General features: G+C 63.9%; 13 protein-coding genes. 7 read left to right on the top strand and 6 right to left on the bottom strand.

Features of this window, described 5'->3' with window-relative positions:
• From ACLMAL_RS38615 to ACLMAL_RS38625, 3 genes are all read right to left on the bottom strand, one after another.
• Window positions 1-915 (bottom strand): acyl-CoA dehydrogenase family protein (locus ACLMAL_RS38615; RefSeq protein WP_412003607.1); only part of this gene is annotated, 915 nt, incomplete at its 3' end.
• Between the two features lie 34 nt (window positions 916-949).
• Window positions 950-1,648 carry a glycosyltransferase gene (locus ACLMAL_RS38620; protein WP_412003595.1) on the bottom strand — a complete coding sequence of 233 codons (699 nt, stop codon included), beginning with the start codon at window positions 1,646-1,648 and terminating at the stop codon, window positions 950-952.
• A 408-nt stretch (window positions 1,649-2,056) separates the two neighbouring features.
• Window positions 2,057-2,212: a DUF6131 family protein gene (locus ACLMAL_RS38625; protein ID WP_412003596.1), complete on the bottom strand. Its 156-nt coding sequence runs from the start codon at window positions 2,210-2,212 to the stop codon at window positions 2,057-2,059.
• A gap of 466 nt (window positions 2,213-2,678) precedes the next feature.
• On the opposite strand from ACLMAL_RS38625, the gene ACLMAL_RS38630 reads away from it, so the two are divergent.
• Window positions 2,679-3,887, top strand: coding sequence for an AI-2E family transporter (locus tag ACLMAL_RS38630; RefSeq protein ID WP_412003597.1), 1,209 nt, complete (start codon window positions 2,679-2,681; stop codon window positions 3,885-3,887).
• Window positions 3,888-3,988: 101 nt separating this feature from the next.
• Here the strand turns inward: ACLMAL_RS38630 and ACLMAL_RS38635 are convergent, their stop codons facing one another.
• Window positions 3,989-4,162 carry a CsbD family protein gene (locus ACLMAL_RS38635; protein ID WP_412003598.1) on the bottom strand — a complete coding sequence of 58 codons (174 nt, stop codon included), beginning with the start codon at window positions 4,160-4,162 and terminating at the stop codon, window positions 3,989-3,991.
• 418 nt (window positions 4,163-4,580) lie between these two features.
• On the opposite strand from ACLMAL_RS38635, the gene ACLMAL_RS38640 reads away from it, so the two are divergent.
• From ACLMAL_RS38640 to ACLMAL_RS38655, 4 genes are all read left to right on the top strand, one after another.
• Complete coding sequence (locus ACLMAL_RS38640) at window positions 4,581-4,976, top strand: hypothetical protein (RefSeq protein WP_412003599.1); 396 nt, start codon at window positions 4,581-4,583, stop codon at window positions 4,974-4,976.
• Between the two features lie 527 nt (window positions 4,977-5,503).
• The gene (locus ACLMAL_RS38645) at window positions 5,504-7,312 is read left to right on the top strand and encodes a thiamine pyrophosphate-requiring protein (RefSeq protein ID WP_412003600.1); all 1,809 of its coding nucleotides are present in this window, start codon (window positions 5,504-5,506) and stop codon (window positions 7,310-7,312) included.
• Window positions 7,309-7,875 (top strand): hemerythrin domain-containing protein, encoded by a 567-nt coding sequence (locus ACLMAL_RS38650; protein WP_412003601.1) that lies wholly within the window; start codon window positions 7,309-7,311, stop codon window positions 7,873-7,875. Before ACLMAL_RS38645 ends, ACLMAL_RS38650 begins: the two co-directional genes overlap by 4 nt.
• 392 nt (window positions 7,876-8,267) lie before the next feature.
• Window positions 8,268-8,486, top strand: a complete 219-nt coding sequence (locus tag ACLMAL_RS38655; protein WP_412003602.1) for a hypothetical protein — start codon at window positions 8,268-8,270, stop codon at window positions 8,484-8,486.
• Window positions 8,487-9,744: 1,258 nt separating this feature from the next.
• On the opposite strand, the gene ACLMAL_RS38660 is transcribed toward ACLMAL_RS38655, so the two are convergent.
• A complete protein-coding gene (locus ACLMAL_RS38660) occupies window positions 9,745-10,737 on the bottom strand; it encodes a LysR family transcriptional regulator (protein WP_412003603.1) in 993 nt (330 codons plus the stop codon).
• A 203-nt stretch (window positions 10,738-10,940) separates the two neighbouring features.
• Between ACLMAL_RS38660 and ACLMAL_RS38665 the strand changes: the two genes are divergently transcribed.
• Both ACLMAL_RS38665 and ACLMAL_RS38670 read left to right on the top strand, forming a co-directional pair.
• Window positions 10,941-11,330, top strand: a complete 390-nt coding sequence (locus tag ACLMAL_RS38665) for a hypothetical protein (protein ID WP_412003604.1) — start codon at window positions 10,941-10,943, stop codon at window positions 11,328-11,330.
• Window positions 11,327-12,724: an ABC transporter permease gene (locus ACLMAL_RS38670; protein ID WP_412003605.1), complete on the top strand. Its 1,398-nt coding sequence runs from the start codon at window positions 11,327-11,329 to the stop codon at window positions 12,722-12,724. The genes ACLMAL_RS38665 and ACLMAL_RS38670 overlap by 4 nt, the downstream gene beginning before the upstream one ends.
• A 581-nt stretch (window positions 12,725-13,305) precedes the next feature.
• On the opposite strand, the gene ACLMAL_RS38675 is transcribed toward ACLMAL_RS38670, so the two are convergent.
• Window positions 13,306-14,112, bottom strand: coding sequence for an LLM class flavin-dependent oxidoreductase (locus ACLMAL_RS38675; RefSeq protein WP_412003606.1), 807 nt, complete (start codon window positions 14,110-14,112; stop codon window positions 13,306-13,308).
• Between the last annotated feature and the right edge of the window lie 345 nt (window positions 14,113-14,457).

Below are 14,457 nucleotides of genomic sequence, written 5' to 3' on the forward strand. Positions count from 1 at the left end.
GCCGAGATCGGCCAGGTCTCGCTCCGCATGACTCTGGCGGAGGTAGACGGTGAGGTCGGCGACACGCTGCGCGTGCTCGGCATCCGCGCACAGTGGACCGGCGCCGAGCGCGCGCCCGACACGGTCGATGGCAGTGGTGGCGGCGTCTTCGACCACCGCGCGCACCGTCCTGGCGCGCAGCCGTGCCGTCGCCGACGCATCGTAGGGGTCTTCGTCGATCCGGTGCGCGGCGTCGGTCAGGCCCAACCGGGCGGCATGCAGCCCGCTCAGCACCGCGCCCAGATGCGCCGAGGCGTGCTCGTCGGCCTTGCCCGCGGCGACATAGTCGTGCAGCATCCCGGCAATGGCGCAGGCGCTGCCGTACCAGCAGGCGGCTACTCCGATCGCGCCGTGCCAGAAGCCGGGACGCGTCAGGTAGGCACCGGGTTCGCCGATGGGTTCAGCGGGGGCCTCATCGAAATCGACTGCACCGGAGTCGGACTCCCGCATACCGACTGCATGCCAGGTACCGGGCACGGTGCGGACCGAGGGCTGCCCGAGGTCGAGGGCGAACAGCCTGCGTTCGTTCCCCACCCGGGCGGTGACGAGGGCATGGGTGCAGATGGTCGCTCCCGAACACCACAGCTTGCGACCCGTCACGGTCCAACTGCCGGCCTCGAATCGCGCGTGCAGCACCGGCTTCGGTGGCTCGGCTGCCCATACTCCCCAGATCTGACCGCGGACCACCCCATTGCCTCCGAGCTCGGCCAGTATCGCGTCCGCATCAACGTGCGCTTCCGCCAACCGTCCGACCACCGTGTTCTCGAACGCCAATGCGGCCAGCATGCGCCAGCGTTCGACAGTTCGGCCCGATCCGGGATACGGCAGCTCGAGCCGACCCGAATCGGCCAGTCCGCGTAAAGCATTCGACACCATGCCAGTGGAACGGCACAGGACCTGTTCGGCAATGTCAGGCACTTCGGCTCTCCTTGCGATGGGGGTTCACTGCTCGTTCGATGCGTCGTAAGTGGTCGGCGAATCCGTGCGGTGCACGCCCGATGCGCCGCGCCGAGGTAGTGACGACCACGTCATCGGCCCACGTGACCCGCGCGCCGGCGGCGATCATGCGCGCCACCATCTCGATGTCCTCACCGGTGCGCAGGTGCCGAAAGCCACCGATTCGCCAATATGTGTCGGCTCGAAAACCGAGATTCGCACCGTGCACGTGGCCGTGTGCTCCGGTCGAGCGGTATTGCTTCTCGTAGGCGCGCCGGGTGGCTGCCGCCTGATCGGCCCAGCTCCGCACGCCGACGACCCCGGCGACGACATCGGTGCCGTTGCACGCGTATCCGAGCTGCGCCCGCAACCACGAGTCGTCGACCTCGGAGTCGGCGTCGGTGGTGGCGAACCAGGTCTCAGGCCCACAGGTCGCGCCTGTCTCGGCGAAACCCAGCGAACGGGCCGCGCCGACGTTGCGTTCGTCGATCTCCATCACCTCGACGTTCGAGGCGGGCACCCGCGCGGAGGCATCGGTACACGCGTCCAGGACGAGCTGGATCCGAACCGGAACATCCACCCGCTCCGCCGCGCGTGCCAGCGCTGTCAGACAGGCGGGCAACAGCCGCTCTTCATCCCGAACCGGAACGACGACCAGGACTCGAGCGATCACGCAGGCATCCTCGTGTCGGCCGGTGTCCGTGGAACGGGCCCGGTCGCATCCCGAGTTGGTCATGGTTCCCGGCTACCCCGGGACTCGGCGAGCAAACAGCCAGCGTCACACGTGGGTAGCCGGTGCGCGGGACAGCCACAACCGAAGTAATCCACGATGACCCGAAGCCGATCGCGATCTCCACGGTGGCAACGAGTCTTGTTGCGGGGAATGCCCGAACCGCAGCTCGAGTGGCGACGTGACCAGCCTGTGTTCGGTGGCTACGCGACGCAAGTAGTCCAGGATCTCCGACCGCTCTGGATACCGCGTGTGCCGGTCGTGGTTGGGCGCGAAGGAGAACGAGTACAGGTGTGCGGTGAGCCGCTTCGAGGTATGCGATGAGCGGGCAGCGGCTGTCGCGCCTGCTGGTCAGTAGTAATGGCGTCGGCCGCCGACTGCGCGTCCCATGGATCCCATCAGCAGTAACACGAGCCCGATGACGAGCACCACGATTCCGATGGTCCAGAGGATCGGGATACCAATTATGAACCCAACGACAAGAAGGATGACTCCGAGAACGATCATGGCCAGCTACCTGGTTTCTCTGTATTCGAGGGGCCCGAGGACCCCCCAGTGCTCCTATCCGATCGTGTGCGCAATGTCAGCACCAGTCATTACGCCCACCCAACCATGACCACGGGAAGAACAAAGCCATGATGATCAACCCGATGTCCTCCATATTCCAGTAGACGCCTCAGACCCAAAGATGTACACCCCTGTTTTATCGAAGTCGCAGCTCAACAGTGTTGCGACGATGTTTTCGGGTTCGGCTGCACTGAACACAGATCGGCCTGCTATGCGTTCACGGTATGCTCAGTGTGGCTCAAATAGTCGGCTTCGGGGCCTGCCCATCGAGCTTGCGGATCAGTAGATCGCCGATGATGTCGGTGAGCTTGTCGATGCGTTTCGACTGACCAGCGACCGTAGATCCCTGGCCGGTCTACGGACATGCTTCCTCCGCCGCAGTCGCATACCCCCCGCGGACCCATTTATGAACGAAGACACCGACCCAGGCCCAAGTGAGGCCCCCCGCACCGCCGACGAGGCGGAGCAGGCCCACAGCGACCTGGTCGCGCAACCCCACACCACCGACGAAGGCGGGCCCATCATTGCCGCGGAAGCTGCGGCGGCGCAGGCAAGTACGACGCAGAATCCGCTGGGGAAGCCGGGGCGTCGATTCGATCGGCGATCGCCGTTCATGGTCGGTATGGCGGGCGCGGCGGGAGTGGCGGTGACCTACGGCGCGATCCAGGCGGTACTCGCCGCGAGTCAAGTGCTGGTACTGATCACCATCGCGTTGTTTCTGGCGATCGGTCTGGAACCTGTCGTGTCATGGCTGGTTCGGCCATGGTTCCCGCGATGGGCCGCGGTGACCGCAGTATTCGTGGTGGCGGTCGGCTTGCTGGCAGGGTTCCTTGCGGCCGCGATACCTCCCTTGGTCACCCAAAGCAGCGCGCTAGTCCACAACGCTCCGGACTACATCAACCATCTTGCGCAACAATATCCGCTCATCGACACGCTCGACACTCGCTTCCACCTCCAGGATCGACTCAAGGAAGGACTCGAGTCCGATCCCTCGAAGCTGGCCGGAGGTGTCCTCGGCGCGGGTCGACTCGTCTTCAGCATTGTCAGCGGCACAGTGATCGTCGCCGTGCTGACCGGCTATTTCATGGCCAATTTCGCGCAGGTTCGCGAGTCGATCTATCGGCTGTTTCCGCGCTCCCGCCGCCCACGGGCGATCTTGATCGGCGATGAGATCTTCGTGAAGGTCGGCGGCTACATCTTAGGGAATTTGGTCATTTCGGTGATCACCGCGGTGCTGACCTTCATTTGGCTGATGATCTTCGATGTGCCGTACCCGCTGCTACTGGCCGTCCTGGTCGCTGTCCTCGACTTGATCCCTGTGGTGGGCTCTACCCTGGCGGGGATCATCGTGGCCCTGGTCGCGCTCACCGTGTCGGTGCCCGTCACCGTGGCTACCGTCATTTTCTTCATCGTCCTGCGGTTGTTCGAGGACTACGCACTCGTGCCCAGAATTATCGGCAGAACGGTGCGGGTGCCTCCGATCGTGACGGTGGTGTCGGTTCTGGTCGGTGGCGCGTTGCTCGGGGTTGTCGGTGCGCTGCTCGCCATCCCGGTCGCTGCCGCCGTGCTGCTGATCGTCGATGAAACGGTGTTGCCGTCTTTGGACGAGCGCTGACCTCTGCGCGAAATAAGCTGGTGGACAACGGGAATCAGTGTGCGTCGAGCGGATGACCTCGGCTGGTCACCCGCTCGCGCTCGACGCGGGCGAGCGTCGAGTCAGTCGCGGAAGGCGTCCTTGACCTTCTCGCCCGCATCTTTCAGGTCGGACTTGGCCTGATCGGCCTTGCCCTCGTGCTTCTTGCTCTTGTCGTCGGTGGCCTCGCCGAACTTTTCTTTGGCCTTACCGGCGAGGTTCTCGGCCTTGTTCTTTGCCTTGTCTACAGCGCTCATGGTGCGAGCCCCTTTCTTCGAAGGTGCCCGGCCCGTGTTTTCCAGCCGGTCCTCTTGCGGATAGCCCGCATCTGCGCCACCAAACAACGGTGGAAGGCAACGACCGGGTGATGGTGGGCACTTCTGCGCTCGGGAAAGCGGGTCTCAGCTGCAGCAGAGGAGGAGTTATCACCGATAACCGGGGCCCTCGGAACGTCGGCGTCCGCCGAGACGCCCGGTGTTATCGCGCTGCCACTACCGGAGTTCCGTGGCGCGTTCTCGCCGCGGTTGCGCGGGCGCGGGCGTGCGATGAGCTGCATCGAGTTGCCTTGCCGTGCTGTCCGCCAGCGGCTTTTGGGCGTCTGGTCGCTCATTTTCCCAGCTCGGGAGTGGTGGAGTGGCGTTAGGGTAGAGGGGGGAGAGTGCGAGGAGTCGAAAGATGAGCACCACCATTGTGATCGTGATCGTGATCGTCGCGGTTGTGGTCGTTTTGCTTGTGGCCTGGATGTTGATGCGCCAACGGCGCGAACACCAGCGGGTCGAAGCCGAGGGCATCCGTGACCGCGCGGCGAAACAGGAATTCGAGGTCGGTCAGCAGCAGGCGCGGGCGAATGAGGTCGCTGCCCGCAGCCGCGCGGCGGAGGCCGAAGGTGAGGCCAAGGCGGCGCAGGCCGAGCAGCTTGCGCAGCAGGCGCACGTGCACCACAGCGAAGCGGCGGATTCGCGAACCGAGTTGGACAAGGAGTGGGAACGCGCGGACAAGGTCGATCCGGACTCGAACTCGGGTGAGACGCAGCAGCGGGCTGATCCTGAACAGCCGTCGCGCAGCCCCTGATATTGATCCCGAGATGTCTCCGGCTATCGGGGGCTCGGGAATATGCGCACCCATGTGGTCGCGACCGCCGTTGTGTTCAACGGTCGGGTCGGCGTCTGAAGGTGTGTCGGATTTGTATGACCCCGCATGTCCGTCGGGGCTGGATGGCGGCCGTGTACGCCGACAGCGTCGCAGGCGTGAGGCTGTCGGGACGTGGTTGCCCAGTCCCCGCCGGGTTTGAGGCGACCGGGTGGCTCGCCGTCGGCGAATGCGGTGTCACTTCGGCTCGGATTCGCGGGCCTGGTTCCGGGCTCTGAGGACGCCGTTGTGACAACTCGTCAGTGGGTTCGGTTTCCGAAGCCTGCGATGCAGGTTTGCTCCTCGCCGAGCGGTCGCAACTGGAGATCCTCGATTGGTCGTCCGAATACCGGGTAGGAGCCAGCTATGGAACCACTTGTGCGGTACCGCAAGCTCTCGGGCAGAGATGGGGACACGTCCCTGTCTACCGGCAACCCCTCGGCCGACGAGAGGACCGATGGGAGGTCTCCATGAGTCAGCAGGTTGGTGACTATGTCCTGCAACGGTTGCGCGAATGGGGTGTGCGCCAGGTTTTCGGATACCCCGGTGACGGCATCAACGGTTTGGTCGCCGCGTTCGGCCGCGCCGACAACAAACCCCAGTTCATCCAGGCCAGGCACGAGGAAATGTCGGCCTTCCAGGCCACCGGCTACGCCAAGTTCAGCGGCTGCGTCGGCGTCTGCATGGCCACCTCCGGGCCCGGCGCGATCCATCTGCTCAATGGTCTCTATGACGCCAAACTCGACCATGTTCCTGTCGTCGCGATCGTTGGCCAGACTGCACGTAGCGCGATGGGCGGTAGCTACCAGCAGGAAGTCGACCTGCAGAGCCTGTTCAAGGACGTCGCGAGCGACTATCTGGTCGAGGTGAACGTCTCGAGTCAGCTGCCCAACGCGCTGGATCGAGCCTTCCGCACCGCGATGACCCGGCGCGCGCCAACCACCGTGATCATTCCCGCAGATCTGCAAGAAGAACCATACGAAGCACCGACCCATGACTTCAAACAAGTGCCGTCGAGCCCACCGGCGATCTTCGCACCGGCCGCGGTCACCGCACCCCGTGCCGAGATCCGGCACGCCGCAGAAATCATTGACTCCGGCTCCAAGGTCGCAATCCTCGTCGGTCAGGGTGCGCGCGGCGCGGCAGACGAAGTCCTAGAGTGCGCCGAACTCACTGGGGCGGGCGTGGCAAAAGCACTGCTCGGCAAGGATGTCCTGCCCGACGATCTGCCCTTCGTCACCGGTTCGATCGGTCTGCTCGGTACCAGGCCGAGCTACGAATTGATGCGCGACTGCGACACCCTGCTCATCGTCGGCTCGAATTTTCCCTACACGCAGTTCATGCCAGAGTTCGGACAGGCCCGCGCAGTACAGATCGACATCGACGGCACCATGATCGGGATGCGATACCCGACCGAGATAAATCTCGTCGGCGACGCAAAAGCAACACTGGCCGAACTGAATTCGATGATCACCCGCAAGCACGACCGGACCTGGCGGGAACAGATCGAAAAGAACGTGGCGCGGTGGTGGGACACCGTCGAGCGGCAGTCGATGCTCACCGCCGAGCCGGTCAATCCGATGCGGGTGGTGTGGGAGTTGTCCCAGCAGATCCCGGACGATGCGATCGTCACCGCCGACTCGGGGTCCTCCACCAACTGGTACGCCCGCTGCCTACGCATGCGTGGACAGATGCGGGGATCACTGTCAGGAACCTTGGCGACCATGGGCCCCGGCGTTCCGTATGCCATCGGCGCGAAGTTCGCACATCCGGATCGGCCGGTCATCGCCCTGGTCGGTGACGGAGCCATGCAGATGAACGGCCTGGCCGAATTGCTCACCATCGGGCGCTACTGCTCTGGGTGGACCGATCCGCGGCTGGTGGTCTGTGTCTTTCACAACAACGACCTCAACCAGGTCACCTGGGAGCTGCGAGCGATGGGCGGCGCACCGAAATTCGAAGAATCCCAGTCACTTCCGGAGGTGTCCTACGCCGATCTGGCGCGCGATATGGGTATGTCCTCGATCGCGGTCGACAACCCCGACGACCTGGCCGAGGCATGGAAGCATGCGTTGAGCGCGGACCGGCCGACCCTGCTCGATGTCCGCTGCGACCCCGAGGTTCCACCGATCCCGCCCCACGCGACGTTCGAGCAAATGAAAGATACCGCGGAGGCCGTCCTGCGCGGTGACCCCGGAGCCTGGCACCTCATGGCTCAGGGCATCAAAACCAAAGCACAGGAATTCATTCCGCGTATGAGCGAAAGGAACTCCTCGTGACCACCGAAGAACATCAAGATGTCGTCGAGCTACTCACCGCGCAGCACGAACGGATCAAAGATCTCTTCGCCCAGTTGAAGTCGGGCAACGGCGACAAACAACAGCTGTTCACCGAACTTGTGCGGTTACTCGCGGTCCATGAAAGTGCCGAAGAAGAAGTGGTTCATCCCATTGCCGCCCGTGCCCAATTCGGGGCTGACCACTTGGTGGCCGAAAGACTGGAAGAGGAGAATGAGGCCAAACACGCACTGGCAGAACTATATTCGCTCGGAGTTGATCATCCGGACTTCGACACCAAACTGGCCGGGTTCGCCGAGGCGGTGACTGCACACGCGACTCACGAAGAGAACGAGGAGTTCTCACTGTTGCGCAGACAGTACTCGGCAACCCAGCTGGAGCACATGGCCGGCTCTGTTCGTGCCGCCGAAGCGATCGCCCCGACCAGACCGCACCCGCACACGGGAGAATCGGCGTTGGCGAACCTGCTCACAGGTCCACCCTTGGCATTGTTCGACCGGACTCGCGACGCGGTGCGGGAGTGGCATCGAAAAGACGGCAAGTGATGGGGAAGTCGTCGCTTGGTGGCGGCACTGGTCCTGCTGTAGACGGCCACCGGCTTCCACGGCCTTCCTCCCGGCCTATTACGGCGTCGAGCTACGCCAGGCGGCTAGGTGATTTCTGCCAGGCAGTCCAGCTGCCCGGCGGCGGCGTCCCCGGCTCGGTTCATCTGGATGACTGTTCTCCTCTGTAGATCGAGGTGCGTGCCTGCTCGGAGTTGATCGGCGTTTCACACCGGCGTCCAGGGTGTTCGAGTAAGCTCCCCCAAGGTCCACAGAATCGCAGGTCAGGCCCGGTCTAGCACCGGGCCTGACCTGTTTTATTTGAACCACCCCACGCTTACCCCACGGTTTCGGCCCGTTTTCGGCGGATCGGGGCATGCATCGGTCCGAGGTGGATGCTGGCTGGGGGGCGGCGCGGCTTCGTGGTCTTGGTCTTGGTCGAGGCTGACCAGGAAAGTTCGGGTAGCCCGGCCTCGCGGACTTGCTTGATCTATCTGCCCAACGGTGTCCCAGAGAAGCCGTCCCAAGACACCATCTCCTACTCCTTCACCTACACACTCCACGACGGTCCGTGGTACCGCTTCACGCACAACGTCAATATCAGCGCGTGGTAGCCGATAGCAGAGTGGGCGGGCACACAAAGAGGGACCAGATCACATCGAGCACATCCCCGATTCAGCGAAGGTTCGTTCAAGGGAAGAGGGTGAGCACCTGGCTCAGGATGTAGTCAGCGTCCTCAGGGTTCGTTGCGGTCACGCTGACCGCGGGAACCCTCGGTCCGTATTTCAGGTCCGGGTCGTCGGGGTTGATGGCGGGGCCGACGATCGCGGAGCGGAAGTGGAAGTCGCCCTTGGCCGAGACGTCCTTGTAGACCTTGTAGTGAGCGCCCGGAAGCCCTCCGGTGCGTCACCCAGGATCATGTCTTACTCTTCGTACTCCTATCGCACCGAAATCTCAGCGCCGCGATAGGTGAAGTCGCAGGTTCGCATCCGACGGTCGACGGGGTTCACCCTGACTCCCACCTTCGGGAGCACATCGCAGGGATCGGCACCGGTAAGGATGGTCCTCGCCGTCTCCGGTGCCGTCCCCCGCAGCGGTTCCTTCACGAACTCGGCTGCAGCAGTCCGCATTACCGATTCCCCGAGTTGGCACGGCTCGGTACCCAACGGGGTCTTGACGAACATCATCAGTGCCGAGCCGGCCGGGAATTGCGTTGACACAGTGCAGTTTCGCTCGACAAGCTGCTCGATTTGCTTATCCGTGAGGCCATCACGATCGTTCGCGAGGTAGACACGTAAACCGTCGACTGCCTTCTCGGTACTCTTCGGGCCTTTCTGCACGGTCGCCACGACAACCGCCCAGTCCAACTCGATCCCATCGCGAGATCCCGCCGAACCGATCTTGGCCTCGCACGAATCCGGCTGCTCATTCTCAACCGCCCGAACCGCCCCGAGCTTGCCCAACTCAGCGCGCGACACCACTGGCCACCGGCCGGTACGGCACCGACGCCGCTGGTTGCAGCGAGATGCTCACCGCGACACAGCGTTTCCCTGACCGCGTATGGGCGATCGAATCGCGATGCTGGCCGCCAAGGCGGCGAGTCTGGCGGGATGATCGCCGAGCCCGGTGCCGCGGAGGCCTTGCGGATCGCCACGCGACGCGAGGACCGGACGTGCGAGTGACAGCGGCATATGTGGCCGCCGACTTGCCCGATCCGTACGCCGATTCCGTGGTGTCGAGATTGGCGGACGATTCCGACGACGCCGTTCGCGTTCTGAAGCAACGGACGCGGGAGTCACGTGCGCGTCGAAAGACGCTCTGTACCTCCGGGAATCCGGCGCTGAGAACAGCTCATGGGCTGAAACTCGGGCTTCATGAGGTGCTGCCGCGGGATCCGGCCGATGCAACCGAATGGTCTGCTGCTTCGTCCTCCGCATCGGGGATCTGCAAATAATCGCCAGTGAGGATGGCGGCGGCGGCCAGGTCTTTGATGAGGTCGGTTTCGGCGGATCGGCGCCAGATCAGGGCCCAACGGGCGGGTGGTACATCGGGCATGGGGATGTAGGTGACGTCGGGTCTGGAGTAGTAGCGGGCGGCGTGGGCGTGCACCGGGGTGATGGCCTTGCCCGCCGCTACGAGCAGTATCAGGTCTTGGAAGTTGGCGGCGTGGGCGGTGCGGAGGATGGGGCGGCCGCTGGGGGTGAAGTAGGGAACGGCGGCGGCGGTCCAGTAGTCGGGGGGCAGGTTGACCGGGTCGGATGGGGGCACTCCGAAGACGCCGTAGTCGGCCAGGTCCTCGTAGGAGGCCGATTCACGTTGTGCCAGTGGGTGATCCGCACTTACGAGCAGCATGAACGGTTCCTCATAGAGAGTCGGGCCCACCACCAGATCGGGCTCCTCGATGGGAAGCCAGCTCACCAGTGCGTCGATCTCGTCGCCACGCAGAGCGCCGAAGGGGTTGCCGAAGTGGACGTGCTCGATGTGCAAGGTGCAGTGGGGATGCTGGGATTGGAAGGTGTTCAGCAGCGGGCGGACGTTGCCGAGGTTGCTACTGGTGATTCCCAGCCGCAGTATGCCGGCGTCGCCGTAGCGGGCTGAGCGGGCCGCCCGGCCCAGGCTGGCCCGCAGGTCACGATAGTTGGTCTGCAAGTCGTCACGCAGCTGTCGCCCGATCGGTGTCAATGTCACTGTGCGACTGGATCGTTCGAAGAGTTTGCCGCCGATGCGGCGTTCCAGTTTCGCGATCACCTGACTGACCCGGGCTGGTGAGAGGTGCAACCGCTCGGCGGTCCGGCCGAAATGCAACTCGGCGGACAACATCAGAAAGATCTCGATGTCGCGCAGATCCAGATCGCGCAGGTCCATGCGGTTTTCCTATCAATCACGGTGGCTTACCGCATTATAAGCAGTTCGCCGTTGATGAATTCCCACCGCGAACCGAGGCTGAAACCTCGACAACCTTTGAGAAGACGGCAGTTCGTCGCCGCCCTCCTGATCGAAAAGAGCAGCCAATGCCAACGCTTCCGTGGAAGACGGTCGGTAACCCCACCACCCCCGAGGTCCAATGCATGGCTTCGCGCCTCGAGGTCAAGTCGTTGGTAAACGCCCCCGGCTTCCTCATCGCGTCACTGACCTTGTGGTGGCAGGCCCGCCGTTCTCCAGGAGCGCTGGGTGTGGCCTTGAAAGCAGAAATGCTGAAGGGCACCTTCTGGACCTACTCTGCATGGGACGACAAGGCGGCAATCTACGCCTATGCGGGCTCCGAGCCCCATAAGTCGACTGTCGCGCGCAAGCGAAGGGTCATGCGGGATGCGACCTTCGTGTTCTTCAATGCACCGGCAGACGAGCTGCCCCTGTCGTGGGGCGAGATCAGCCGCCGAATCGCCGAGAAACGCGACTCGGCAGCACCGGATCGCGAGACTGGGCCGACCGCCTCGCCGACCGCCTCTCCGGCGTGAACCCCGAGGTGCGATACGCCAACCCCGCCGCCCGCGGAAAATTCGCCGGACAGGTCCTTGCCGAACAACTCGAGGCGCGCTCCGCCAAACGCCCTGTCCTGAAACTGGTTCGCAGGAAAGGGGGCTCTCCGGTAACCGTCGAATTCCGCAATTCCCTGAAGATCACTCGTGACTTCGGCCGCCACCCCGGCACCTGGTTCCCGCCGTTGGTCGTGATGCTGATCCTGGCACTAACTCTGCCTGCGGTCTATCTCGGCGGTACCCTCGATCCGATCGGAAGCCTGCGCGGGCTTCCGGTCGCCATGGTCGTCGAGCCTCAGACCGCCAGCAGTATCGGCGCCGCCGATCAGGTCAGTGCGGCTATCACACAGGGCGTCGACCATGAGGCAATCGAGCTCATTCCGATGACTGCCGAGCAGGAACGCGAGCAGATGGATGGCGGCAAGATCTTCGGAGCCGTCCGCGTACCCGCCGATTTCAATGCCGAGATCTCCCGGCTCGCCAGCGGCTCGCCAGGTGCTGCCACGCATGCGGTGATCCATCTTGACACCAATCCGGCTGCCGCGACGATGAGCACCGGATTGTTCACCGGGTACCTCGCGCCAGTAGTCGCCGCAGTAAACGTGGACTTGGGTGCCAAGTTGCCGCAGAACGCGCCGACCGCTGCCGCCACTACTGCGCTGGCCAACCCGTTCTCGGTCGCGACGGCACCTCTGACACCACTACCGGCGCACACCGGGTCCGGGACCAGTGTCTTCTATTACGCGGTGGTCTTGGTTCTTCTCGGCTTCGTCGGCGCCTCGGTGATCCACCCGGTGGTGGACTCCGCCAGCGGGTTTCAGCCCACTGAGCTCGGACCGAAAGTACAACGTCGCCGCTACACCCACCTGTCCCGACTACACATGCTGCTTGTCAAATGGTGCGTGGCGCTGATCGCGGCACCCCCGAGCGCTGGATTGGTCCAGCTCCTGGCGACCAAAACACTTCACATGCCTGTCGCCTCACCGTGGCAGCTGTATCTGTTCTCCGCCACCACGATCGACGCCGTTGCCCTCGGCGCCCTGACGGTCTTCGCGATCTTCGGGTCTCTCGCTCCGTTGATCAACATGTTCTTCTTCGTTGCCATGGCCATGACATCCTCAGCGGGCACGATTCCCATCGAAGCGACTCCCGCGTTCTTTCGCGCGATCGCGAAATTCGAACCGATGCAGCCGATCGTGGCCGGCCTGCGCTCGATTCTCTATTTCCACTCGACACCACCGTCAGGACTGCACACAGCATGGATCCATGTCGTTATCGGTGGCCTACTAGCTGTCGTCGTCGGTGTGGTGATTACCGGCCTCTACGACCGGAAACCGTCCTTCACCCGGCAACCGGTCCTCGCCACTGAATGAGCCTGGACCGGACGCTCGAACAGTGGTGGTGGCGTACCGTCTGGTCCACGACGGTGAAACCATCCTCGACGTCCCCGCCGAACTCTCCGCCCACGTGCGAGTATTCGGCGGGGCAACCGCCGTAAAACCGACCCGGTGGAGGCCAGGCCCACGCCTGAGTAGAAGTTGGTTCCATAGGGTCGGCGGAGAGCATTGGCCTTCGGCCGCTCGGCTGGCACCGCGTATTCGCGCTGGTTAGAGGCTTGTGAACGGATGGACTGGAGCTTGCCGGTGAGGGCGTCCTGGTTCGCATACCGTGGCATATTGTCCACAGAAACACCAGGTCAGGCTCGGTTTTTAAACGGGCCTGACCTGGCTTATTTGGCCCAACCCCACCGAAACCCACGGTTTGCATTCTGGTTTGTATCGGATTCTTCGGATGGGCCGGTCGGGGTGGTGATCCAGGGCATCCGAAAAGCGCAGAGCCGAGTTTCGGTGCGCCCGATATGCGGCACGAGCGGATGTTGGGTGCCAAAGACGACGGCGTCGCCAGGGCGCGCGTATTCGAGACACGCCGCCAGGCTCGCGTGATCGACGCCCGACTACCGTCCGGCGAGCTCGGCTACGACCGGAGCGAACCTTTCGGCGAAGTCGGCGCCGAAGACGAAGTAGGAGAAGCCGATCTCCTCCCGTCGCCGCTGGATTTCCTCGGCGGCGGCCGCCGGGTCATCCGGAAGTACGGTCAGTGCATCCGCCGCGCGAAGCGCAGCAGTGTCGGTGTCGGGGCGCGCCATGTGCGGTGCGACAGTGTCACCGATAACCGGGACGGCGAGCGCGAGCTCGACGTCCGCGACAGCGCGGAAATCGCTTGCCAGCCGTGCGACTTCGCCCCGAGGCTGATCCCCCAGCACGAAGGTGACCGTGTCCGCGACCTCGGCCGCCAACGCCCGGGCCTTCGGACCGAGTACGGCCATCGCCACGGGCGTGTGACGGTCAGGGCCGTCGAGATCTCGCAGCGTCCTGACGGTCTCACGTACCTGTGCCAGCCGCTCGTACGGCGGCGGTACGACGGGCATTCCCTTGTCGCGCAGCTCGTCCTCGATTCCCGGTCTGCCGGTGCCGATGCCCATCTCGAAGCGACCCTCGGTCAGTAGCGACAGCGAGTGCGCTTCCCACGCCGTCAGCCAGGCCGGGCGTAGCGGCGAGGCGTACACCCACGTGCCCACGCGTAGGTCGGTCAGGGCCGCGACGGTGGCCAGCATGGGACCGGGCGCCGGTTGCATCTGCGGGAAGTCGGGCACCAGCAGCGTCGAGTAGCCGCTGTCGGCGATGCGGCGCACGCGATCTCGCCACGTCGGCACGTCAGTTCTGAGCGGGGCAACGACCCCGAATCGAAACGGTCTCGTCATGCCTGAATTCCTCTCTGCGTCGGCGAGATCACTTGGCAGCCACTCCTGAGGGAAGGCGCATGATCATCTCGTTCGGTATCTAGAGACATTGACGACGGATCTGCGCGAAATTCATCGGTGGGGCCGAGATCGCCTGCACGCTCCTGCGAACGCGCTGTATTGGGCATTATGGGATGTCTCGAGTCGCAGCCGGTCTCGTCCGTCGGACAGCGCGCCCAGCGGCATAGAAAGACGTTCTATGCGCCGGGTGTCTGGACGAGGGAACGTCCTCCTGATGCGCTTGTCGGGCTTGGTGTCCCATCGCAGTAGGAGGACGTTCGTGGGTAACGGTAATGGCTTGTCGCG

The organism is Nocardia sp. CWNU-33 (assembly GCF_046764895.1).
Classification (GTDB): domain Bacteria; phylum Actinomycetota; class Actinomycetes; order Mycobacteriales; family Mycobacteriaceae; genus Nocardia.

What these genes read in the sequence shown, in the direction of transcription:
- ACLMAL_RS38665 (WP_412003604.1), top strand. Translation starts at nt 10,941, where the DNA reads ATGGCTTCGCGCCTCGAGGTCAAGTCGTTGGTAAACGCCCCCGGCTTC.
- ACLMAL_RS38675 (WP_412003606.1), bottom strand. Translation starts at nt 14,112, where the DNA reads ATGACGAGACCGTTTCGATTCGGGGTCGTTGCCCCGCTCAGAACTGAC.
- ACLMAL_RS38655 (WP_412003602.1), top strand. Translation starts at nt 8,268, where the DNA reads ATGCTGGCTGGGGGGCGGCGCGGCTTCGTGGTCTTGGTCTTGGTCGAG.
- ACLMAL_RS38635 (WP_412003598.1), bottom strand. Translation starts at nt 4,162, where the DNA reads ATGAGCGCTGTAGACAAGGCAAAGAACAAGGCCGAGAACCTCGCCGGT.
- ACLMAL_RS38640 (WP_412003599.1), top strand. Translation starts at nt 4,581, where the DNA reads ATGAGCACCACCATTGTGATCGTGATCGTGATCGTCGCGGTTGTGGTC.
- ACLMAL_RS38630 (WP_412003597.1), top strand. Translation starts at nt 2,679, where the DNA reads ATGAACGAAGACACCGACCCAGGCCCAAGTGAGGCCCCCCGCACCGCC.
- ACLMAL_RS38625 (WP_412003596.1), bottom strand. Translation starts at nt 2,212, where the DNA reads ATGATCGTTCTCGGAGTCATCCTTCTTGTCGTTGGGTTCATAATTGGT.
- ACLMAL_RS38660 (WP_412003603.1), bottom strand. Translation starts at nt 10,737, where the DNA reads ATGGACCTGCGCGATCTGGATCTGCGCGACATCGAGATCTTTCTGATG.
- ACLMAL_RS38645 (WP_412003600.1), top strand. Translation starts at nt 5,504, where the DNA reads ATGAGTCAGCAGGTTGGTGACTATGTCCTGCAACGGTTGCGCGAATGG.